Annotated in this window: 19 protein-coding genes; 12 read left to right on the forward strand and 7 right to left on the reverse strand. The window is 52.7% G+C overall.

Features of this window, described 5'->3' with window-relative positions:
• Window positions 1-42 precede the first annotated feature (42 nt).
• Both GE278_15075 and GE278_15080 read right to left on the reverse strand, forming a co-directional pair.
• Window positions 43-1,512, reverse strand: a complete 1,470-nt coding sequence (locus GE278_15075) for an N-6 DNA methylase (GenBank protein QLK62019.1) — start codon at window positions 1,510-1,512, stop codon at window positions 43-45.
• A gap of 72 nt (window positions 1,513-1,584) precedes the next feature.
• Window positions 1,585-4,020 (reverse strand): DEAD/DEAH box helicase, encoded by a 2,436-nt coding sequence (locus GE278_15080; GenBank protein QLK62020.1) that lies wholly within the window; start codon window positions 4,018-4,020, stop codon window positions 1,585-1,587.
• A 605-nt stretch (window positions 4,021-4,625) separates the two neighbouring features.
• Between GE278_15080 and GE278_15085 the strand changes: the two genes are divergently transcribed.
• Both GE278_15085 and GE278_15090 read left to right on the forward strand, forming a co-directional pair.
• On the forward strand, window positions 4,626-4,886 hold the full coding sequence (locus GE278_15085) for a DUF3761 domain-containing protein (GenBank protein QLK63308.1): 261 nt from the start codon (window positions 4,626-4,628) through the stop codon (window positions 4,884-4,886).
• 139 nt (window positions 4,887-5,025) lie between these two features.
• Complete coding sequence (locus GE278_15090) at window positions 5,026-5,763, forward strand: phosphatase PAP2 family protein (protein ID QLK62021.1); 738 nt, start codon at window positions 5,026-5,028, stop codon at window positions 5,761-5,763.
• Between the two features lie 72 nt (window positions 5,764-5,835).
• Here GE278_15090 and nlpA read toward each other — a convergent pair whose 3' ends face one another.
• Complete coding sequence (gene nlpA, locus GE278_15095) at window positions 5,836-6,654, reverse strand: lipoprotein NlpA (GenBank protein ID QLK62022.1); 819 nt, start codon at window positions 6,652-6,654, stop codon at window positions 5,836-5,838.
• A gap of 266 nt (window positions 6,655-6,920) precedes the next feature.
• Here nlpA and GE278_15100 point away from each other — a divergent pair, with 266 nt between their 5' ends.
• Window positions 6,921-7,442 carry a GNAT family N-acetyltransferase gene (locus tag GE278_15100; protein QLK62023.1) on the forward strand — a complete coding sequence of 174 codons (522 nt, stop codon included), beginning with the start codon at window positions 6,921-6,923 and terminating at the stop codon, window positions 7,440-7,442.
• Window positions 7,443-7,485: 43 nt separating this feature from the next.
• Here GE278_15100 and GE278_15105 read toward each other — a convergent pair whose 3' ends face one another.
• Genes GE278_15105 through GE278_15120 form a run of 4 tightly spaced genes read right to left on the reverse strand, consistent with a single transcriptional unit; the run spans window position 7,486 to window position 12,360 of the window.
• On the reverse strand, window positions 7,486-9,024 hold the full coding sequence (locus GE278_15105; protein QLK62024.1) for an MFS transporter: 1,539 nt from the start codon (window positions 9,022-9,024) through the stop codon (window positions 7,486-7,488).
• A gap of 40 nt (window positions 9,025-9,064) precedes the next feature.
• Window positions 9,065-10,084, reverse strand: coding sequence for a gfo/Idh/MocA family oxidoreductase (locus tag GE278_15110; GenBank protein ID QLK62025.1), 1,020 nt, complete (start codon window positions 10,082-10,084; stop codon window positions 9,065-9,067).
• A gap of 15 nt (window positions 10,085-10,099) precedes the next feature.
• A complete protein-coding gene (locus tag GE278_15115; protein QLK62026.1) occupies window positions 10,100-11,182 on the reverse strand; it encodes a gfo/Idh/MocA family oxidoreductase in 1,083 nt (360 codons plus the stop codon).
• A gap of 2 nt (window positions 11,183-11,184) precedes the next feature.
• Complete coding sequence (locus GE278_15120) at window positions 11,185-12,360, reverse strand: gfo/Idh/MocA family oxidoreductase (GenBank protein ID QLK62027.1); 1,176 nt, start codon at window positions 12,358-12,360, stop codon at window positions 11,185-11,187.
• A 281-nt stretch (window positions 12,361-12,641) separates the two neighbouring features.
• Between GE278_15120 and GE278_15125 the strand changes: the two genes are divergently transcribed.
• The 9 genes from GE278_15125 (at window position 12,642) to GE278_15165 (ending at window position 22,512) form a co-directional block, all read left to right on the forward strand.
• Entirely contained in the window at window positions 12,642-13,709 is a 1,068-nt protein-coding gene (locus GE278_15125; protein ID QLK62028.1) for a substrate-binding domain-containing protein, read from the forward strand.
• Window positions 13,710-13,779: 70 nt separating this feature from the next.
• Window positions 13,780-14,511, forward strand: a complete 732-nt coding sequence (locus tag GE278_15130; GenBank protein ID QLK62029.1) for an FCD domain-containing protein — start codon at window positions 13,780-13,782, stop codon at window positions 14,509-14,511.
• A gap of 118 nt (window positions 14,512-14,629) precedes the next feature.
• Window positions 14,630-15,541 carry a 2-dehydro-3-deoxygalactonokinase gene (locus tag GE278_15135; protein QLK62030.1) on the forward strand — a complete coding sequence of 304 codons (912 nt, stop codon included), beginning with the start codon at window positions 14,630-14,632 and terminating at the stop codon, window positions 15,539-15,541.
• Window positions 15,538-16,188, forward strand: coding sequence for a 2-dehydro-3-deoxy-6-phosphogalactonate aldolase (locus GE278_15140; GenBank protein QLK62031.1), 651 nt, complete (start codon window positions 15,538-15,540; stop codon window positions 16,186-16,188). Before GE278_15135 ends, GE278_15140 begins: the two co-directional genes overlap by 4 nt.
• Window positions 16,185-17,048, forward strand: a complete 864-nt coding sequence (locus tag GE278_15145) for an SMP-30/gluconolactonase/LRE family protein (GenBank protein QLK62032.1) — start codon at window positions 16,185-16,187, stop codon at window positions 17,046-17,048. Before GE278_15140 ends, GE278_15145 begins: the two co-directional genes overlap by 4 nt.
• Window positions 17,049-17,086: 38 nt before the next feature.
• Complete coding sequence (locus GE278_15150) at window positions 17,087-18,487, forward strand: sugar porter family MFS transporter (protein ID QLK62033.1); 1,401 nt, start codon at window positions 17,087-17,089, stop codon at window positions 18,485-18,487.
• A gap of 46 nt (window positions 18,488-18,533) precedes the next feature.
• Window positions 18,534-19,904, forward strand: a complete 1,371-nt coding sequence (locus GE278_15155; protein QLK62034.1) for an MFS transporter — start codon at window positions 18,534-18,536, stop codon at window positions 19,902-19,904.
• Window positions 19,901-21,610 carry a dihydroxy-acid dehydratase gene (gene ilvD, locus GE278_15160; protein ID QLK62035.1) on the forward strand — a complete coding sequence of 570 codons (1,710 nt, stop codon included), beginning with the start codon at window positions 19,901-19,903 and terminating at the stop codon, window positions 21,608-21,610. The genes GE278_15155 and ilvD overlap by 4 nt, the downstream gene beginning before the upstream one ends.
• Window positions 21,611-21,612: 2 nt before the next feature.
• Window positions 21,613-22,512 (forward strand): dihydrodipicolinate synthase family protein, encoded by a 900-nt coding sequence (locus GE278_15165; protein QLK62036.1) that lies wholly within the window; start codon window positions 21,613-21,615, stop codon window positions 22,510-22,512.
• Window positions 22,513-22,518: the final 6 nt, after the last annotated feature.

Genomic DNA, 22,518 nt, shown 5'->3' on the forward strand with positions numbered 1-22,518 from the left:
TCCAGGTATCGATATGTTGGGTGATCATTTGTTCGACAGCCATCAGTTCGCTCCTTTACCGGCCAACGCAGCACCGAGGATGTCGCGCAGCTGATTGCGCAGTTCGCTGATTTCTGTTTGCTGTTGCTGATACTGGCTCAACAATTCATCCGGATCATGGCTGATGGTTTCGCCCTGATACGGATTTTTAATGTCGAGGTTGAAGTTGCGGGTAATGATCTCGTCGATGCCCACTTTCCAGGCCTGATGGCTCTCTTCGCGGCTGGCAAAGCCGTCGGCTTCATCGCCCCACCAGTCGATTTCAGTCTGAAATTCTTCGAACTTCATCGGGCGGGTTTTGTTGTAGTTCTTCACGCCTGCCGGGTACGGATGTTCGTAGAACCAGATGTCTTTGGTCGGCTGGCCTTTGGTGAAGAACAGGATATTGGTTTTAATGCCGGTGTACGGGCTAAACACGCCGTTCGGCAGGCGCACGATGGTGTGCAAGTTACACTCTTCGGTCAGCATCTTTTTGATTTTGGTTTTTACACCTTCACCAAATAAGGTGCCGTCCGGCAGCACCACGGCGGCGCGGCCTTTATCAGCCAGCACTTCGACGATCAGTTGCAGGAACAGATCGGCAGTTTCGCGGGTCTGCATCTCGGCCGGGAAGTTCTTCTCAATGCCATCTTCTTCGGTGCCACCAAACGGCGGGTTGGTGACAATCACGTCAAGCTGCTCATCCCATGAGGAGAGCGGTTTGTTCAGCGTGTTGTCGTGGCGGATTTGCACCGGTACTTCAATGCCGTGCAGCAGCATGTTGGTGGTACACAACAGATGTGGAAGCTGCTTTTTTTCGACGCCGAAAATCTGCTTTTGCAGTATCTGATGGTCTTCGGTGGTGTTGACGTAATGCTCTTTGACGTGGTCAAAGGCACAGGCCAGAAAACCGCCGGTACCGCAGGCCGGGTCCATAATCGATTCGCCCAGTTTCGGGTCGATACGGTTGACCATAAAACGTGTTACGGCGCGCGGGGTATAGAACTCACCGGCGTTACCGGCGCTTTGTAAATCACGCAGGATCTGTTCGTAGATATCCCCAAACAGGTGGCGTTCATTGCTGTTGCTGAAATCAATTTCATTCAGTTTATTGATCACCTGACGCAGCAACGTACCGTTTTTCATGTAGTTGTAGGCATCACTGAAGGCCTGCTTCACCACAAAACCGCGCGGATTAATATCGAGCGGCGCAGTCAGGTTTTTCAGTGCCGGGAACAGGTCGTCGTTAACAAACTCCATCAACGCATCGCCGGTGATCCCTTCATTATTAGCCGCCCAGGTGCGCCACAGATAACGCTGCGGGATCGGCAGACGATAATCATCCTGCTCCAGTTCCAGCTCTTCTTCCTGTGTATCGAAAATCTTCAGGAACAGCAGCCATGAAAGCTGACCAAGACGTTGAGCATCACCATCGACACCCGCGTCTTTACGCATGATGTCCTGCAGGGATTTAATGACGGAGCTAATAGACATAGTGGTTTCCATACTTCAAAAAATGATGCCACCGGAAGCCTTAGCTCCCGGTGGCAGAAAAGTGTCGTGCAATCAGGCGGAGCGTGGCGACGGCTGGTAGATTTCGTTTTCCAGTTCGTTCACGGCGTTCTCATAGGATTTTTTATCGCCAAAGCTGTTTTTGATGATTTCTAACGGGCGGCCAAGGGTATCGAAAGGTTTCAGTTTTAGCACCTGAATATCTTCAATTTCGTGCACACCCTGATCGGCATATTTGTCCAGCAGCGTATTCAGGACGTTCTGTGCAGGCGCGGAATATTTGGTGAAGTAATTACGCTTACGCACGTTGTCCGCGCGTTCACGACGCGTCAGCGGTGGCTGACCGTAAACGACGTGGCAGAGCAGATCAAACGGGTCGAGATCTTTACCCACCTCTTCCGCCAGCACTTCCCACAAAATACCCAGTTCCTTCAGTTCATCAATGATCACCTGTTTGCGGGTGGCAGACTGCCACTTACGGGTAAAATCATCAAGCGATGCGTAGTCTTTGTCTTTCAGCAGGGTTTTGCGGGTGTAATCCTGGAAGGATTCGGTGACCAGTTTTCCGTCCGCATCGTAATACTGAACGCGTTTTGCCAGGACTTTCACCGGCACGCCGTTCACATAGAATTTACGGATTGGACGCTCTTCATCTTCTTCAAAAGGCGCAAAATCCGGATCGGGTGTAACGTTATATTCCCCAGGTGTTTCGTGTGCTGCGAAGACATCAGGAAGCGGTGTTTCATCCGTAGATTCATCTTCCAGCATTTCATCAAACTCAGAATCCGGATCTGAGATGTCCTCTGGCGTGGTGCGGATCACTTTTTCCGGCACGCCATCAAAGCGTTCATCGGCAAACAGTTCGGTGGCTTTTTTGAAGTCGAGAATGGTGAACCACAGTTTGCCGAATTTCTCGTTGATACGCGTACCGCGCCCGATGATCTGTTTGAATTTGGTCATGGACTGAATGTTTTGGTCCAGTACCACCAGCTTGCAGGTTTGGGCATCGACACCGGTACTCATCAGCTCGGAGGTGGTGGCGATAACCGGATACGGTTTTTTCGGATTGATGAAGTTATCCAGCTGCGCCTTGCCGATATCGTCGTCACCGGTAATTTTCATCACATACTTTTCATTCTTGGCGACCTGCTCTGGATTCAGATTCACCAGCGCCCTGCGCATGCGTTCTGCATGATCGATGTCGTTGCAGAAGACGATGGTTTTATCCATCGGATTAGTGCGTTTTAAATAATCGGTGATGGTCTGTGCCACCAGTTGCGTGCGTTCATCAATCACCAGCGTACGGTCAAAATCTTTCTGGTTATAGATGCGGTCATCCACCAGCTCACCGTTCTTATCCATCTGCCCGATAGTAGGACGCCAGCCTTGCAAATCGACGTCGATATCCACGCGCACCACTTTATAAGGCGCGAGAAAGCCGTCTTCAATCCCTTCTTTAAGCGAATAGGTATAAACCGGTTCGCCGAAGTAATCGGTATTGGACACTTCGTCAGTTTCTTTCGGGGTTGCCGTCAGGCCGATCTGCGTGGCGCTGCTGAAATAATCAAGAATTTCGCGCCAGGCGCTGTCTTCCGACGCGCTGCCGCGATGGCATTCGTCAATGACAATCAAATCGAAGAAATCAGGAGCGACCTGTTTGTAAGCTTTCTGATGTTCTTCCGGCCCGGTAATGGCCTGATAAAGCGCCAGCTGAATTTCATACGCCGGGTCGATATTTCTTCCGGTGACTTTTGCCATTGCTGTGCCGAAAGGCTGAAAGTCATTATTTTTGGATTGGTCGACGAGGATATTGCGGTCGGCAAGGAACAAAATGCGTTTCTTATTTTTCGCTTTCCACAACCGCCAGATTATCTGGAAGGCGGTATAGGTTTTACCGGTGCCTGTGGCCATCACCAGAAGCACGCGTTTTTGCCCGGCTGAAACAGCGGCTATGGTTTTGTTAATCGCCTGCAACTGGTAATAACGCGGGGATTTACCGGTGCTGTCATCGTAATAATCCTGACTAATGACCGGTAACTGCTCAGCGGTAAATCCTTTCCAGACGCAATATTTTTCCCAAAGCTGTTGCGGTGTCGGGAAATCGGCAAGTGATATTTCTGATTCGAGTTGTGAGGGATTGGTTTTGTCGTGAAAAATAAAACCGTCGCCGTTGGAAGCAAACACAAAAGGCACATCAAGCAGACGAGCGTAATCCAACCCTTGCTGCATACCTTTGCCGATCTCATGCTTATTGGCTTTCGCTTCTATCACTGCGAGTGGTAATCCCGGCTTATGGTAAAGCACAATATCAGCGGACTTCACCGTCAGGCGTGCCGCCAGTTTTCCGCGCACCACGACTTTCCCATCGCGAAGTTTTACTTCCTGGCGAATCTGCGTCATCACATCCCAACCCGCCTCTTGAATCGCAGGCAGGATGAATTTTGTGATGATGTCAGTTTCGGTCAGATGAGTTTTGTTAACGCCAGCCATAGCAGAGATCTCAACGATATTGGGTTAATTCTGATTTTACACAGGTTAGTGAGTCAAGTAATGACATGAAACGTTGTTTTGAGCCATTGGCACCCGGCAAACGAAATCAAAGATCACATCAAAATTGCAGCGACTTCTTTTTTGCAGCATGTTGTTGGCTTTATTGTGCGCTAACAGAACTTTTTACTCTGTGACTTGGTTCGTGTGAACAATAGCGTAATGATTCCCGTGTTCTATTCTCGTCAGACTTAAACTGGGGCTACTCATGAACGATTGATGAGATCTGTGATTTTACGTGGCAGTAATTAACCAGACAGCTAATTTATTATCAACATTTTAAAGATGGATTCGATTCCTGTAGGGGACACCATAACGTTGCAACTTCCTTTTAAATTTCTCCGCTGTCTCGACGAATACACTGACTCCCTGTTGATCCTCTTCGTCTGTCATTAATTCTCTTATTCATCACGTCGTAATCGAACATCCGGACACTGGATAAATATCAGCATTGTTTGTATGGGTATTGAGAGTACTCTCGTCGCTACCTCCCCTGGACAAAAGAACTCATCTCAAGGATGCAGTAAAACCATGCGCTTTCCCGGAATATTCTTTTTTGCAGTGGCACTTTTATTCAACACGGCTCTCGCAAAACAGCACACCCGTCACTCCCGCAGGACAATGAACTTATTGAGCAAGGAGATTACATAAACTCCGATGGTCAGGATGTTCACAGTCCTTCCCATACCCGGTCGGGAAATGCCCCTGATGGCGCATCCGCCAAGTGCAGGGACGGTACGTACAGTTTCAGCCAGCATCATCGTGGAACCTGTTCAAGACACGGTGGCGTAGCTGAATGGCTTAATTAAAAAGCTCCCCACACAAATTCCCAAATCTGAGACCTCGCGCAAACTTTTCTGCAAGAAATTTGTTTTACTTGCACATGTTAAGAAATGTTACGGAAATGAGTTCGTAATAAAATCTGAGATGTAAGTAAGGAAACTTTTAATGAAGACTTTGACCACTTTTTGCCTCGCCAGCCTTTTCTCTGTCAATGCATTCGCCCTTGCCGGCAACGATGCGACCACCAAACCAGACCTTTATTATCTGAAAAATGATCAGGCCATCAACAGTCTGACTCTGCTTCCGCCGCCTCCGGCCGTGGGCAGCATTGCATTTTTGAACGATCAGGCGATGTATGAACAGGGCCGTCTGCTGCGATCCACCGAACGGGGTAAGCAGGCGGCTGAAGATGCAAACCTGAGCGGTGGCGGCGTGGCGAATGCCTTCTCCGGTGCGTTCGGTTCACCGATCACGGCAAAAGATACGCCGGAGCTGCATAAGCTTCTGACCAATATGATTGAAGACGCCGGCGATCTGGCGACGCGCTCTGCCAAAGAGAAGTACATGCGTATTCGTCCGTTTGCGTTTTACGGCGTCCCGACCTGCAACACTACCGAGCAGGATAAGCTGTCGAAGAATGGATCTTATCCTTCCGGCCACACCTCTATTGGCTGGGCGACCGCGCTGGTGCTGACCGAAATCAATCCGCAACGTCAGGATCAGATCCTTCAGCGCGGTTATGATTTAGGGCAGAGTCGTGTGATTTGCGGATATCACTGGCAGAGCGATGTGGATGCCGCACGTATCGTCGGCTCCGCAGTGGTGGCCACGCTGCACACCAACGATGCATTCCAGCAGCAATTGAAGAAAGCGAAAGAAGAATTTGCGAAACAGCATAAATAAACCGACGTTAATGATGTAACGCTGTGGCCTGACAGACGGCGAAAACCCCTGTCAGGCACTTTTATCCCCTTATCACCAGCCCGGCACTGCCCCACCGTTAAAGATTTTCTCCGCCGCTTTTGCCACTTCCGGCGACTGATAAGATTTCAAAAAGTCTTTCACATTCTCTGCATCTTTATTGTCTTCCCGCGCGACCAGAATATTCACGTAAGGCGAGTTTTTATCTTCAATAAATACGCTGTCATGCACCGGCGATAATCCGGTCTGCTGAATGTAAGTAGTGCTGATGATCGCCACATCGACTTTCGGATCGTCCAGCACGCGCGGCAATTGCGCACCTTCCAGCTCCATAATATTCAAATGATGAGGATTCTCAGTAATATCCAGCGCCGTCGGCAGCAAGCCTTTCCCCTCTTTCAGCGTGATCAGTTTTTCTTTTTGCAAAAGCAAGAGCGCGCGGCCCAGATTGGTCGGGTCATTAGGAATTGCGATGGTTGCACCGTCTTTCAGCTCATCGACAGTTTTAATTTTTTTGGAATATCCGCCCATCGGGAAGACAAACGTATTGCCCACGGCCACCAGATGATAGTTATGCGCTTTATTATCCTGCTCGAGGAACGGGCGATGCTGGAAGACATTCGCATCCAGTTCGCCGTGATCGGTAGCGTCATTAGGCAGCAGAGAACCGCTGAACCCGACCAGTTCCACGTCGAGACCGTATTTTTCTTTGGCGACTTTTTTCGCCACTTCCGCAACGTCCTGCTCGGCACCGTTAATCACACCCACCTTGATATGCTTCGTATCACTGCTTTTTTGATCACAGCCCGCCAGCAGTAAACCCACCAGCAAGACCGCCGCGCCGGTCCGGAAATAAGAGGTCGTCAGTTTCACTTTTTATCCTTAAAAAATAGGCATTAATGGCCAAAGAAATGACTATAGCAGGATGCCTGCGGCGGTTTAAAAAACGAATAAGTATCGATAAGAAGAAAAAAGCATATAACTGAAATAATGTGAATTACGCAATTGCGCGGCGCCATCATTTAAAATCAGCAAAAGCCATCCATACGTTTTACTTATATCCACCAGAAACAATTTGCCTTTATGGCCTGTTTTCGGAAAAAGTAGTTCTCTCGCGTCCCCTCCACGGAGCTGTAGGAATGGAAATTATAGAAGCGGATGAACAGCATGTTCCCGCGATGCACAAAATTTATGCCTGGCACGTTATTCACGGAACAGCGTCGTTCGAAACGCAGCCGCCGGGCGAGGAAGAAATGTCCGCACGCCTGAAGAAGATTAAAGACGCCGGGTTACTCTGGCTGGTCGTGCTGGAGGACGGGGAAGTAAAAGGTTACTGCTATCTCGGACGTTACCGCGAGCGCTTTGCTTACCGCCATACGCTGGAGGATTCGATTTATATCGATCCCAATTTTCAGAAACGCGGTGCAGGGAAAGCGTTAATTCGCCGCGCGATAGACTGGGCGGAAACCCACGGCTACCGGCAACTGATCGCCAACGTCGGCGACAGCGAAAATAACGCCTCGATTGGCCTGCATCTGGCTGCCGGATTTCGCGTTACGGGCACGTTGCACTCGGTGGGTTTCAAACATGGACGCTGGCTGGATACGGTCTTTATGCAGCGCGCCTTAGGTGAAGGAAATCAGACCTTGCCTGTGCAGTAATACGCTTCAACGCGGGCAGCGAGACTGCCCGCTTTTCTCGTCGCTATCCTGCGGCGACTTCGCTGCGAACCGTTTTGTGGGCCGCGCTTGCGCCCCACACTTGCTGATAATCATAGCCGGTCAGGTCCTTGATAACTTTCTGGCATTCTGGCGTACAGTCCTGAAGATTTCCCCCCAGCTTCAGGCGTGCAACTTCCTGAATCAACATTTTGTGTGTTTCACGCGTCAGTTTGAATTTAAAAGTCATGTAGAAACTGACCGCCAGCAATGCAGCGGTGGCGAAGATCAGTAGCCCAATGATGGCATCCAGCGCACTGTCAGGCTGCACGCCCTGCCCTTTAACGAAACCACTCTCCTGCAATACGATGCCGATCAGCATTATCGCCAGCGCGACGGTGCTTTTGCGCGTCAGCACCATGACACCGGCGAAGATCCCTTCGCGGCGTTTTTTGGTGACTATCTCATCCACGTCGGGAATAAAGCTGTAAATGTTCCACGGAATATAATACAGCCCGGCGCGTGCAAATCCGAATACGGCAAATATGGCTGAGAACAAGAGAACCGATACCGGCATTTCAGTAACGTAGACATAGAATAAAAAAGCCAGCACGCAAAAAATAATGCCATATGCCAGACGTAGCGCACCCGATGGCGTCATATTTAGTTTTTCGAGCAACATCATAAAACCAAAGGTCGAAGGCACCGATGCCAGTGCAGCAACCGTTAAATATCCGGATACTGCCGACGCATCAAGGCGTAATCCGTACACCACATAATAAGTAAATACGGCACTGAAAACATCCAGAGCGGTAAATGAAAAGATATAGATAATAATGTGCTGGCGGAACATGCGTATTTTAAATGACGAAAGGAGATCTAAAACCAGACTTTTTAAGTGGTGCCAGAGATTGCCGCTGCGTGCGCCGAGCGCTTCCGGTTCAAACTCTTCACGCACATCTTTGGCTTCCCAGGTACACATCCAGGTGGTAAATACTGCGAGGCAAAAAATACAGGCGAAAATAATACCGGTATAGGTATAGGTCATCGGATTATCTTTACCGGTGAACTGCATAATGATGCCGGGGATCGACACCGCCAGCAGGCTGCCGAGCTGGGAGCAGATCATGCGCACACCGGAAAGGCGGGTACGCTCACTGAAGCGGTTAGTCATCTCCGATGAAAGTGTCTCCCACGGGACCAGTACCATGGCGGAAAGCAGTTCGATAGACAGGTAGGTGCCAAGATAATACCAGTAGTTCATGTCGGTCACCCAGACCAGCGCATACAGGAACATCATCGGGGCACTTATCAGCAGGAAAAAGCGACGACGGCCAAATTTTTTCCCAAGCCAGGTATTGGCGAAATTATCGGTGATGTATCCCATGATGGGACTTAATATGGCGTCGATCACGCGCGCGATAGCAAATATCGATCCCGCTTCTAAAACAGATAATCCGCAATAGGTGGTGTAAAAGAATAACAGCCAGGTACCGATCACGGCGAATGCCCCGCCACCAAATAAATCCGTCACGCCATATCCTATGGCCGTGCCGTAACCGACTCTGCGTTCAGTAGGCTTCATTTTTATTATCCTGTGAATGTAGGGTTATTATTAACGTTATTTATTCAAGCGTTATCCATTGTCTTAATTGTGAGGATCGATAAATCGCCTCCACCATATTTAAAGAAATTTCCGCATCAGACAGAGAGGTATAGTTTTTATCTTCAGGAGATTGCACAGAATGCGTGAAATTGATAATTGCCTGACGATGGCTGTCGCCCCAGTAACTTTTAGTATTCCCCGCCGGACTGAGATCGTTCACCAGCAGCGTTCTGGTTTCTCCTTCAATCAGCCACAGTGCGTTGTGGTGCAGTTGCAGCAGCCCTTTCTCGCAGTGGATTTCCAGCAACAGCGGTGAATCGGTGCTGTGCCCGTTGCTGGCATAAAACAGGCCGCGTGCGCCGTTCGCCAGTTTCATGCTGGCCATGGCGGTGTCTTCGTTTTCGGTCACGTCAGTCAGAAAATGGCTGTCCACCACGCCTTTCAGCGCGTGAATGCCGCCGCCGAACCACTGCATCAGATCAAGCGTATGAATCGCCTGATTGATAAGCAGGCTGCCGCCTTCAGTGGCGAAGCGCCCGCGCCACGGGCTGTCAGTGTAATAAGCCCCTCCGCGCGACCATGTCAGCACCGCTTTAATACTCAGCATGTTGCCGAGAACACCACTTGCCAGCAGCGCGTGGATTTTCTGACTCGACGGATTCAGCCGGTTCTGATAACACACGCCAAGCAGCCTCCCGGAACGGCTCTGGGCCTGCCGGATCGCTTTCACTTCGGTGGTGTTGAGCGCAACCGGTTTCTCAGTGAAAACGTGCTTTCCGGCCGCCAGTGCGGCGAGGATCGCCTCCTGATGAAGATGATGTGGCAGGCAGATATGCACAACCTCGATGTGCGGATCGCGCAGCATTTCACGATACTCTGTGTAAAAATCGCACTGATATTGCTGCGCCAGCGCCAGTCCAATACCTGCGTCACACTCAGCGATAGCCAGCAATCGGCTGGCCGGGTTTTGCCGGATAGCCTGTGCGTGGCAGGTGTGGATCGCCCCGCAGCCGATGATGGCCGCATTAGTGATTTTCATGGTGCGCCTCCCGAATTACTTCGACTGATTCGCCAGCATCTGCGCCCGTACACACAACTCTGCGGCTTTGAACGCATGTTCCTGCGTCATGGCTTTTTCAGTGCGATGCAGACAATCAAGGATCAGTTCACCGAAGAACGGAAAGCCAACGGTGCCTGAAACCGGATAGCGAAACTCGCCGCGCTGATTCACCAGATACACCACGTCCTGTTCCCCGCGCGTCAGATCGACATATTTGCGGATCTCGATATAACCTTCGGTGCCCAGCAACGTCAGTCGCCCGTCACCCCAGGTGCTCAGCCCTTGTGGCGTGAACCAGTCGCAGCGGAAATAACCGCGCGCGCCGTTGTCACCTTCGAGCATCGCGTCGCCAAAATCTTCAAAGCACGGGGACTGCGGATGATTGAAATTAAGCGCCTGCGCCGCGACCACGCGCGCATTGCTGTTACCGGTATAAAACAGAAACTGTTCTATCTGATGGCTGCCGATATCACACAGGATCCCGCCGAACTTTTTCTTTTCATAGAACCAGTCCGGGCGGCCTTCGCCCTCACGATGTGGCCCGGTACCGAGCGTCTGCACAACACGCCCGATCGCTCCTTCCTGCACCAGCTGTCCGGCAAATACCGCGCTCTCCACGTGCAGCCGTTCGCTGTAATACACCGCATATTTTCGCCCCGTTGCCGCGACTTTGGCTTTCGCGGCAGCCAGTTGCTCAAGCGTTGTCAGCGGCGCTTTATCGACGAAATAATCTTTCCCGGCATCCATCACTTTCAGGCCCAGCGCGCAACGTTCACAAGGGATCCCGGCACCCGCTACCAGCTGTACTTCTTTATCCTCAAGGATCGTTTCCAGCGAATCAGCCACCAACACCTGCGGATACTGGCTGACAAATTTTTGCACCTTTTCAGGATCCGGATCGTAAACCCATTTCAGGCTGGCACCCGCTTCAATAAGCCCGTTGCACATGCCGTAAATATGCCCGTGGTCCAGCGCCGCAGCGGCTATCACGAATTCGCCCGGCTTCACCACCGGCTGAGGTTTACCCACCGGCGCATGATTCATTCCATTTTCTGGCATACCGTCTTTGTTACTCATTTTCAGACTCCCTTATCCATGTTTTTACCGAGCGGGATCGCCTTTTCATTAGCGAAGTTTTCCACTGATGCGGATTTCTCATAAAAGTGCGGTGCCACCGACACCAGCCCACCAGTCTGGTAGAACGGATCCGACGGCAAAATCGGCAGCGTCACGATGCTGCGGGTGATGGCAGATTTATAAATTGCGGCGATAAGTTCCAGAGATCGCTTACCCTGAACGCCGTCGATCAGCGGCGGCGTGTTGGTTTCGAGCGCAGTGAGGAAATTATCGATCTGGCCGGTGTGCAGCGTATAGGTCAGTTTTGGGATCGACTGATACACATCGTCGAGGCGGCTTTCACGTGCGGTATCACGTGCGTCGATGGGGAATCCGTTGGGTGCGGAAATACTGGCGAATTTGTCCCATGGCGCGGATATCCGCGCCTTCTCACCCTGAATCACTATCTTCTGATCTTCGCCGTGATGCACCACCGAGGCGGTCAGCTGGGTCAGCGCGCCGGAGTCATATTTGAAAATCGCCGCCGAGAGATCTTCCACTTCGGCGTTATCATGTGCGGTATTGGTGATCATCGAGACCACTTCGGACGGAAAACCGAGCATCCACTGTATGGCATCAATATGGTGAACCGCATGATTGAGCGTGCATCCACCCGCTTCTTTTTCCCAGGTGCCGCGCCACCACAAATCATAATAGGAGTGACCGCGCCACCAGAAGGAATCCACCTGCGCATGACAGACTTTGCCAGCCTCACCTGAATCGATAACTTTTTTCAACCGCCAGAAGGCATCGGTAAAGCGGTTCTGCGCGATAATCGACAGCGTTTTTCCACTCTCTTTCGCCGCCAGAATCATTGCATCGCATTCCTGCAACGATGCCGCCATCGGCTTCTCGCACAATACGTGCTTGCCGGATTTCAGCGCATCTATGGAAATTTCCGCGTGCACGTACGGCGGCGTGCAGATATCAAACACGTCGATATCAGGATTATTGAGAATGTCCTGATGACTGGCATACACCTTCGCCGCGGCGAGGCCGTAATGCCGTTTTTTCTCCTCTGCTTTCTCGGGGTAAATATCGACCAGTGCGACAATCTGACAACGGTCAGCAAACGTTAAATATCCCTGAATATGGTTATGTGAAATATTACCGGTACCAATGATGGCTATTTTTAACATTATTTCATTCCTGATTTCAGACCGACGGGTAGCCGTCACCTTGCTGATTCAATGACGATTTTAATTAATACGTCATTAAATACGGCGCGGATAAATGCTTTGTTTCTTTTCTAACGCGAATTAAATTGAGAATAGTAATGACATTTTTTTCTAACAACCGGTATTTGTGACAGGATTTGCAGCGCGGCGTTTTGGATTTGCTATGATGGAGAATAGCCGAAGAATTACAGACAGTTAACTGTGGCAATAAGTCCATAAGCTAATGAGGTGTTGATCACAAAATGACAGGAAAATTAAAAATCAGGCAAATAGCCGAGTTAACGGGGCTTTCTCCCAGTACCGTTTCCAGGGTATTAGCAGGCAAAGCGAATGTCAGCCCGCAGGCAAAAGAGAAAGTATTTACCCATGCAAGAAATATGGGTATTTTACGCGACATTCCGGCCAGCCGGTTGTTAATGAACACTCTGTTAATTTGCGCCCCCCCGGCGGCATTCTCTCCTCATGAAGATCTCTACTATTACGAAGCTATTCAGGAAATAACGGCTGAGGTCACCCGTTTTGATATCCACGTCCGAAAATGCGCACTGGCGGTCAACGAACCGGATATCGCCAACTTTATGCAGGCGCTTAATCAGTCAGACGTGGATGGCATTATTATCATCGGCATCGACGACGTGATGCTCTACCGGCTGGCAGCCGAATCGAATAAACCGGTGGTAATGATCAACGCCCGGGACAACGAAATGCGCCTCGATTGTGTGTCGGCCGATCACTATTCCCTCGGCTACAGTGCCGCTAATTATCTGTTTGTGCGTGGCCATCGGCCGGTTTTACTGTTCACCGATCTGCGAAGGGAAACCATGATGCAGCGGCTGGACGGTTTCAAACGTGCCTGTCTCGAATACCACATTCCGTTCGACGAGGCCACGCATCTGTTGGTCAATAAAGGCAACGGTAAAGAGCAGGCAAGGGAAATTATCGACAGGTACCTCAGGGAGAATAAGCGTGAAACACTGCCTTCGGCGATTATCTGCGGCGGCGACCCGATAGCGCAGGCGACGCTAGAAGTCCTGAGGGAACACGGCATTCGGGTGCCGGAGGATATTTCGGTGATGAGTATGGATTTCGCGCATGGAATGAAAAATCTTTACCCGATGGATTTTACCGCCGTCCATCTGCCCTGCCGCGAACTGGGGACAGAAGCCGTCTACATCCTGCAAAGCCGTCTGATGCGGGCGTCGGGTGCGAAATTCAATCTGCTTTTACAGGGGAAAATTCATACGGGTCAGTCGGTGGCCGATGTGAAATGGAAGCGCAAAGGGCTTTATCCGCAGCCGGTTGGGCTATGAAGAAATGCAGTGTAATATAACGCAATTACAGTGATTTATTGCACTGCCTGACTTTACAACCGGATCCTTCATGAACAAGCCGACGTCTTCTGTTTCCGAGTCCATTACCCGCGATTTAGCGTTGCGTATTATCCGCGGCGAACTGGCCGTCGGTATGCCGATTCCGGGAGAGAATGAACTGGCGCTGCAGTATGAAGCATCCCGCACTTCGGTGCGTAACGCGCTTCAGGTTCTGGGCGCAAAAGGCATGTTGCTGATCCAGGCCAAACGCCGCAGTACGGTGACTCCGCGCGAGCAGTGGAGTTTTCTCGATGCCGAAGTGCTGTCATGGCTGGAAGATGTCGGAATTGAATCCGAACTGGTTGAGCAACTGATGCTGACGCGCCTGATTTTCGAGCCAGATGTTGCGGCAATGGCGGCACTTCATGCCAACGGCCACGATCTGGCTGCCATTGAAGATGCACTGAACACCATGCAATCTGGCCAGCAGAATAATTCCGCCAGCGAATTCGAGCGTGGCGATCTGGCTTTTCATACCGCCGTGCTCAGGGCCTGTCATAACCCTTTCCTTTCATCCGTCGGTAACGCACTGTCGGCCGCGATGCTCTTATCATTTAAGCAAACCCTTGAAGACGATCTTCAGCTGACGGTGGAAGCCGTTCAGCAGCACCGTGAGCTACTGGAAGCGATCCGCCTGAAACAGGTAGATTCAGCGCGTCAATGTATGCGCCATATTCTATTGAGCGCAGCGCATAAACACATCTGGCGTGATATTCCGGAACAGTATCAGCACTTTTTTTGATTCTTTTTTCCCCTCTAATTAACTGACTTTCGATCTCCCTCACAGATCTAAGGTCATTTTGTCCCCATCATTCTTGTCATACAAGAAAGCAATAGTTGTAACTCAAGAGTGATCTCTTATGACAAAACACTGGATAGCCATCGACTGGGGAACCTCAAATTTTCGCGCGTTCCTGATGAATGAAAACCAATGTGTTGATGAAATCAGTGCAGCGTGCGGTTTACTGAACGTCCCCGACCGACAATTTGCCGCCGCCTTGCAACCTTTGATCCAACTCTGGCTGGATCAGTTTCCACAATTACCGTTGCTGATGGCCGGCATGGTCGGTTCGCAGCAGGGGTGGCAGGAAGTTCCCTATGTCGCAATACCCGCCGGTTGCCAGCAACTGGCACAACATGTCGCTGAAGTAAAAACCCCCTGGGGAAGTCTGTGCCAGATTATCGCGGGTGTCAGGGGTGATAACGCATTCGGATTGCCGGATGTGATGCGCGGCGAGGAAGTTCAGTTAGTCGGGCTGACGGCGCGCCACCCGCAGCTCTTTGCACAAGGCAGACACTGGGTGATCCTGCCCGGCACGCACAGCAAGCACGCCGAAATGCACCACGGGCAGATCCAGCGATTCAGCACTTTTATGACCGGCGAGATGTATGCCGTGATGCTCAATCATTCCCTGCTGGGACGCGATCTCCCTGAAGCAACAGATGACATTAGCGCCTTCAGCCTGGGCGTCACAAATTCCCATAACGCACCACATCTCAGTAACGCGCTATTTTCCGCACGCACCTTACGACTGGACGGCACGCTGACACCCCCACAGATCGCCAGCTACCTGTCCGGTTTACTGATTGGCGCGGAATTAAGGGCGCTGACGCAGAGACAGGCGTGGATCGTCGGATCACCGGCGTTAACTGCCCGCTATATCCGCGCCGCCAGCCTGCTCGGTATCACATTACACCCTGCCGATGGCAACGACTGTTTCATCCACGGTATGGCCCAGATCTATCAGTGCCTGAACGGAGAACTCGCATGAACTATCAGAAATTTGCCGAACGCTGGCAGCAATGCACGTTGCCGCTGATCGCCATTTTGCGCGGCATCACGCCGGAAGAAGCAGCAAGCGTCGCACAGACGTTGCTCGACTGTGGATTTACCTATCTGGAAGTGCCGCTCAACAGTCCTCGTCCGCTGGAATCGATCGCTGTCATGGTGCAAATCGTCGGCGATAAGGGTTTTGTCGGCGCAGGTACGGTGCTGACGGAGCAACAGGTACATCAGGTGGCAGTGGCAGGCGGACAACTGATTATTTCACCGAATGCGGAGCCTTCGGTGATCCGCGCCAGTGGTGAGCTCGGTCTGCTCAGTCTGCCGGGCATTTCGACACCCGGCGAAGCATTCTCCGCACTCCGTGCCGGCGCCAGCGCATTGAAATTATTCCCCGCCGAACTCGTCACCCCCGCAGTAACCAAAGCCATGCGCGCTGTTCTGCCTGCTGACGCCGTCTGCCTGCCGGTAGGAGGGATCGGCGCTGATGCTGTGCAAATGCGCAGCTACCTGCAATCAGGGGCAAACGGTTTTGGCCTCGGCGGTGGCATATATCAGCCGGGCATTACGCTTACCGCCCTGCGGGAACGCGCACTGGCCTATCAGGCCGCATGGCAACAGGCACTCATAAAATGACACTCAATGATCCGGCGGTTATCGGCGATTACCGCGCCACGCTTGGTGAAACGCCGGTCTGGTGCTACCGCTCCCGGTCACTTCTGTGGGTGGATATTGTGCAGCGCAGGCTGCTGCGTTACTGGCCAGAACAGGATGGCAGGATTGAAATCCGCGAGTTGCCGTTTATTTGCAGCGCCGCGCTGCTGACCGAATTACCGGAGCACTTTCTTCTGATCACCGCTCAGGGCGTGATGCTGTATGACTACGCGAAACGCTCACATTCCCCACTTTGCGGCTGGCCGGAAACCCACGCCACCCGGCCAAACGAAGCGGCTGTCGCACCTGATGGTGCGTTGTGGTTTAGCACGATGGACGTCACGGCGAAATCCGCACTGGGCGGCTGGTATCGCTTTGCGACCGGCGATACCCAGCCGGTCAAAATGCTCGGCGGCCAGCATGTCCCCAACACACTGGTCTGGCACAACGGACATGCCTGGTTCACGGATACCTTCGCGCACTGTTGGTACCAAAGCCCGGCGAACGTCATGAGCGCACCAACACTGCGCGCATGGCCGTTGGCAGAAGACATTTTTGCCGACGGCTCAACCCTGACGAACAACGGAATACTGATCAACGCCCGTTGGGGTGACTCCTGTCTGGCGGCTTATCAGCTCAATGAGTATGCCCCGACATTCCTGATGACCCTGCCCGTCCCCGTAGTCCAGCCGACCAGCTGCGCATTTGGCGGTGCGGATTTACAGGATCTGTACGTGACATCGGCGACTGATGGGTTGAAAAAAACCTCAGCCACCGATGGCGCGCTGTTGCGCTACAGGACATCGTCCGCCGGAAAGCACGTCACGCTGTTTAAACTTTAACCCTAATAAAAACAAAAATTTACCTCAGAGGTTACCTTATGACTACGCACGCAATACTGCAGCCTGTTCCCCACACTAACCGGCAAACCTTGCTGGTGTGTTTTTTAGCCGCACTGGCAGGTCTGCTCTTCGGGCTGGATATGGGCGTCATCGCCGGCGCTTTGCCGTTCCTGGCAAAAGAGTTCGGGCTGAGCAGCCATCAGCAGGAATTAGTGGTCAGCGTGATGATGCTCGGTGCCGCACTTGGCGCACTGTGCAGCGGCCCGCTGTGTTCCCGCATTGGCCGTAAGAAAACGTTGCTGATCGGCGCGGCCTTGTTTATCGCCGGTTCCATCGGCTGCGCGTTCGCTCCCGATCTCCAGATGTTGATCGTCTCGCGTTTCCTGCTCGGGGCCGCCGTCGGTGTAGCCTCTTTTGTCGCGCCGCTGTATTTGTCGGAAATCGCCCCGGAACACATTCGCGGCAGCATGATTTCCCTGTATCAGCTGATGATCACCATCGGCATTCTGGCAGCCTTTCTGTCGGATACCGCGTTCAGCAGCAGCGGTAACTGGCGCTGGATGCTGGGTATTATCACTTTCCCTGCGCTGATTTTATTTGCCGGCGTCCTGACCCTGCCGGAAAGTCCGCGCTGGCTGATGATGAAAAACAAACATGCGCTGGCACAGAAAGTGCTCCTCCTGCTGCGTTCCACCCAAGCGGAAGCGCATACCGAGCTCGAAGCCATTCGTGAGAGCGTGCAGGTAAAACAGCGCGGCTGGCAGTTGTTTCGCGCCAACGCCCATTTTCGTCGCACCACGTATCTCGGCGTGCTGTTGCAGTTCATGCAGCAGTTCACGGGCATGACCGTCATCATGTATTACGCACCTAAAATTTTCGCCATCGCTGGTTTCGCCTCCACGCAACAACAGATGTGGGGAACGGTTATCGCCGGTTTAACCAACGTACTGGCGACCTTTATTGCCATCGGTCTGGTAGACCGCTGGGGCCGTAAGCCGATCCTTAAACTGGGCTTCAGCGTTATGGCCGTGTGCATGGCGCTGATGGGCTACATGTTCTTCGTCGGCATCACCAGCCTGACCCAGCAATACACCGCCGTCACACTGCTGCTGATCTTCATCACCGGTTTTGCAATGAGCGCGGGACCGCTTATCTGGGTGCTGTGTTCAGAGATCCAACCGCTGGGCGGCCGCGATTTCGGCGTCACCTGCTCCACGATGGCGAACTGGATTGCCAACATGATCATAGGCGCGACTTTCCTGACGCTGATAGACACCATCGGCAGCGCGGGCACCTTCTGGCTCTACGCGGCTCTGAATGTCCTGTGCATCATCCTCACCCTGCTGTTCGTCCCTGAGACCAAAAATATCTCGCTGGAAAACATCGAAAAAAATCTGATGTCCGGCTTACCGCTGAGAAGCATTGGCAGCTCACGCTGATTAACCTTTCCCCTCCACCCGGAGGGGATATTAAGAGGTCAGAAAAATGGCATCTTTAAAATCTGAAAGTAAGGTCAGTGCGGTCTATAGCAAGATTACCCGCCGCCTGATCCCCTTTTTGATCCTGTGTTATTTCTTTGCTTATCTGGATCGCGTCAATATCGGCTTTGCCAAACTGCACATGCAGGATGCGCTGAATTTCAGCGATACGGTTTACGGCCTCGGTGCGGGGATTTTTTTCATCGGCTATTTCCTGTTTGAACTGCCGAGCAACCTGATGATGCAGCGTTTCGGTCCGCGTTTCTGGATTGCGCGCATCATGATCAGCTGGGCCGTCTTATCCGCAGCGATGATCTTCGTAAAAACACCCACTCAGTTTTACGTGCTGCGTTTTCTGCTCGGCGTGGCCGAAGCCGGTTTCTTCCCCGGCATCGTGTTCTATCTGACACTGTGGTTCCCGTCATGGCGTTCGGCGCGCACGCTGGGGTTATTCATTCTGGTCACCCCGCTTTCCACCATTGTGGGCAGCCCGCTGTCCGGCTTTATCCTCAAGGCTTTTGAAGGCGTCGATGGCCTGCACAACTGGCAATGGCTGTTTCTGGTCGAAGCCATTCCCTCTTTCCTGCTGGCATTTGTGGTCCTGAAATTTCTCGATAACGACGTTAAATCAGCCCGCTGGCTGACAGACGAAGAAAAAAAGATTGTGGCAACCGATCTGGAAACCGACCGCCAGCGCAGCCTGATTGCCAACGCGGGCAAACCACCGCAAAGCCTGAAATTAATGTTCCGCAACGGCTATGTCTGGCTGCTGGCACTGATTTTCTTCAGCTTTAACATCGGCTACTACGGCATCAATTTCTGGCTGCCGTCGATTATCAAATCTTCCGGCGTCAGCGATGACTTCCACATTGGTCTGCTGGCCGCCCTGCCGTATGTCTTCGGTGCAGTCTTTATGGTGTGGAACAGTCGTCATTCGGATTTGCACCGCGAACGCCGCTGGCACATCGCCATACCGGCGATTATTGGTGCCGTCGGTCTGTCGCTCAGTGCCTGGTGCAGCGGTTCTACGGTCTGGATGATGGCCTGGATTTGCCTCGCAATGTCCGGAACGCTGGCGCTAATCCCAACCTATATCAGTCTGCCCGGCACGCTGCTGTCAGGCACCGCCGCCGCTGCGGGGATTGCTTTGGTGAACTCCGTGGGCAATCTGGCCGGATTCTTTGGCCCGACCGTTCTTGGCTGGCTGAAAGACAACACCGGCAGCACTAATACCGGCCTGTATATCCTCGCCGCGTTCCTGCTGCTGTGTGCTCCCCTGATATTTTTACTGCCAGCCCGGCTGGTAAACCCCCGTCATAGCCCGGAAAAACAGGCTGAAACTGACGATGAACCAACATTAAGAAGAGGCAGTTTATGAGTGGATGTGGTAATGGATGCGGAACCTGCGGCGACCATTTTAATCCGGTTTTAAGCGGAGACGACGGCGCGCTGAAACGTGCGCTGTATAAATCAATGGGGCATACCGACGAGCAATTGCGCCGTCCGGTGATTGCAGTGGTGAACAGTTACACCAACGCCACCGCCGGGCACGCTAACCTCAACGATCTGACTGCCGAAGTTCTGAAAGGCATCGACGAAGCTGGCGGCGTTGGCATGGTTTTCGGCACCATCGCCCCCTGCGACGGCATTGCCGAAGGCCATCTGGGTATGCGCTATATTCTGGCCGCCCGTGAAGTGATTGCCAGCTCGATTGAGGTCATGATGCGCGCTCACCGTTTCGACGGCATGGTGATGCTTGGCTCTTGCGACAAAATTGTGCCTGCCATGCTGATGGCCGCCGCACGCCTGGATATCCCCGCGATTCTGGTGAACGGCGGGCCGATGTACCCGGCCAGATATCATGGGAAAGACTGGGACGGGAATATCGTCACCGAAGCCATCGGCTGGAAAAAACGCGGTGAAATTGATGAGGCCGAATTCCGCCACATCGAAGATATCGCCGAGCCCGGCCCCGGCTCATGCACCATGTACGGTACCGCCAATACCATGTGCAGTATCGCCGAAGTCCTTGGAATGAGTTTACCGGGCAGCGCCATGCTGCCCGCCATTTCGCAGGAACGTCGTGAATGCGCCTACCGCACCGGACAAACCGCCGTTGATCTGGTGAAACGCGGTGTCAATGCGCGCCAGATCATCACGCCGGAATCCATCCGCAACGCCATGATTTATCTGCTGGCTACCGGCGGCTCAACCAACGCCATTCTGCATTTACAGGCGATTCATTACGAAGCTGAACTTGGCCATCTGCCTTTGCTGGATTTTGACAAACTGAGTCACCATGTCCCGCTGGTATCGGCGCTGTATCCGGCGTCTGAACACGACATGATCGACTTCTGGGAAGCGGGTGGCGTCACAGCGGTCGAGAAAGAAATCAGTGCGCTGATGTCCCTGAATGCGCTAACCGTCAGCGGCCAGACTAAAGGCGAATGGCTGGCGCAGAATCCAAAAACAACGCGTCCGGATGTGATTCATACCCTGGCTATTCCGGTGCGCAACGAAGCGGGCGTCGCAGTGCTGCACGGCAACCTCTCGCCGCTGGGCTGCGTGGTCAAACCGGCCGCTGTGCCAGAAGATCTGATGATTTTCAGCGGCCCTGCGATTGTCTTTAACAGCGAGCAGGAATCGGTGGATGCCATTCTTTCCGGTGAAATTCCGCCGGGCAGCACGCTGGTTCTGCGTTACGAAGGGCCAAAAGGCGGCCCGGGAATGCCGGAAATGTACAAACCCATGAAGTGCCTCGAAGGCATGGGACTGTCTGACAGTTGCGCGCTTATCACCGATGGCCGCTTCTCCGGCTCCAACCGCGGTCTGTTTGTCGGCCATATTTCACCGGAAGCCAGCGACGGCGGTGACCTCGCGCTGGTCGAAAATGGCGACATCATCACCATCAATATTCCCGCCCGCGAACTGACGCTCAACGTCAGCGCGGAAATATTGACGGAACGCCGCAAACATTGGGTGCCGGTTGAAAAACAAGTACCGCGCGGATTCCTGCGTTTATACCGCCGCTGGGCATTACCGGCAGCACAGGGCGCAGTCTTAGCTGACCGTGATGAGGAGTAATTATGTATAGCTCATCAGATATTTACGGCGTCAACCCGATTGTAGCGATGCCCTTTACCGCACGGGGCGAGCCCGATTTCGTCAGTTTTAGCCGGTTACTGGAGCATCTGGCGGCAACCGGCATTCAGGGGCTGACGTTATTTGGCATCGCCAGCGAATTCCCTAAGCTCGACGACAACGAACGTCTGCAACTCGCTGACCGGTTCCTCACCGATCTCAGCGGCAGCGGCATATTCCGTGCGATTTCCGTGACTGACCACAGCACCGAAGTGGCCGTGAAACGAGCGCAGGATTATCAGAAGCGCGGCGCTGATGCGCTGATGCTGCTGCCACCGTTTTTCCTGCAACCCGATGCAGATGCAATTGCTCATCATATTTATTCGGTACTGGACGCAGTAGAAATCCCGGTGATGGTGCAGTACGCACCGGGCGAAACAGGTCTGGCAATTACGCCGGAGCAGCTCAGTCACGTTGCCACGCGCTACCCGCATGCGGTATTCAAAATCGAGTGTAACCCGCCGGTTGATTACACCCGTGACTTCCTGCAACGCGCACCGCAGGCCAGCGTCCTCAACGGTTATGCCGGTTTATACATGTTGCAGATGCTCGACGTGGGCGGCAAAGGCGTAATGCCGGGTTGCTCGTTCAGCGAGATTTATGTACGGATTTACCGATTGTGGCAGGAAGGGAAACAGGCTGAAGCACGCGCACTCCATCAGCGGTTGCTGCCGTGGATCCAGCGCTGGATGACACACTGTGAATACATTATTCAGGTGGAAAAAACCATTCTGCAAAAACGCAGGATCATCGCGACAGATTACTGCCGCCATCCGGGCTGGACACTGACCGCAGAAGACCATCAGATGATCGACGCTTTTATCACCGCTTTCTCACTAATTTAAGGATAA

The organism is Enterobacteriaceae bacterium Kacie_13 (genome assembly GCA_013457415.1).
Classification (GTDB): Bacteria; Pseudomonadota; Gammaproteobacteria; order Enterobacterales; family Enterobacteriaceae; genus Rahnella.

Excerpts from the sequence above, each read along its gene's own strand:
- GE278_15075 (QLK62019.1), bottom strand. The coding sequence starts at position 1,512 with ATGTCTATTAGCTCCGTCATTAAATCCCTGCAGGACATCATGCGTAAA.
- GE278_15080 (QLK62020.1), bottom strand. The coding sequence starts at position 4,020 with ATGGCTGGCGTTAACAAAACTCATCTGACCGAAACTGACATCATCACA.
- GE278_15090 (QLK62021.1), top strand. The coding sequence starts at position 5,026 with ATGAAGACTTTGACCACTTTTTGCCTCGCCAGCCTTTTCTCTGTCAAT.
- GE278_15100 (QLK62023.1), top strand. The coding sequence starts at position 6,921 with ATGGAAATTATAGAAGCGGATGAACAGCATGTTCCCGCGATGCACAAA.
- GE278_15105 (QLK62024.1), bottom strand. The coding sequence starts at position 9,024 with ATGAAGCCTACTGAACGCAGAGTCGGTTACGGCACGGCCATAGGATAT.
- GE278_15110 (QLK62025.1), bottom strand. The coding sequence starts at position 10,084 with ATGAAAATCACTAATGCGGCCATCATCGGCTGCGGGGCGATCCACACC.
- GE278_15115 (QLK62026.1), bottom strand. The coding sequence starts at position 11,182 with ATGAGTAACAAAGACGGTATGCCAGAAAATGGAATGAATCATGCGCCG.
- GE278_15120 (QLK62027.1), bottom strand. The coding sequence starts at position 12,360 with ATGTTAAAAATAGCCATCATTGGTACCGGTAATATTTCACATAACCAT.
- GE278_15125 (QLK62028.1), top strand. The coding sequence starts at position 12,642 with ATGACAGGAAAATTAAAAATCAGGCAAATAGCCGAGTTAACGGGGCTT.
- GE278_15130 (QLK62029.1), top strand. The coding sequence starts at position 13,780 with ATGAACAAGCCGACGTCTTCTGTTTCCGAGTCCATTACCCGCGATTTA.
- GE278_15135 (QLK62030.1), top strand. The coding sequence starts at position 14,630 with ATGACAAAACACTGGATAGCCATCGACTGGGGAACCTCAAATTTTCGC.
- GE278_15140 (QLK62031.1), top strand. The coding sequence starts at position 15,538 with ATGAACTATCAGAAATTTGCCGAACGCTGGCAGCAATGCACGTTGCCG.
- GE278_15145 (QLK62032.1), top strand. The coding sequence starts at position 16,185 with ATGACACTCAATGATCCGGCGGTTATCGGCGATTACCGCGCCACGCTT.
- GE278_15150 (QLK62033.1), top strand. The coding sequence starts at position 17,087 with ATGACTACGCACGCAATACTGCAGCCTGTTCCCCACACTAACCGGCAA.
- GE278_15155 (QLK62034.1), top strand. The coding sequence starts at position 18,534 with ATGGCATCTTTAAAATCTGAAAGTAAGGTCAGTGCGGTCTATAGCAAG.
- ilvD (QLK62035.1), top strand. The coding sequence starts at position 19,901 with ATGAGTGGATGTGGTAATGGATGCGGAACCTGCGGCGACCATTTTAAT.
- GE278_15165 (QLK62036.1), top strand. The coding sequence starts at position 21,613 with ATGTATAGCTCATCAGATATTTACGGCGTCAACCCGATTGTAGCGATG.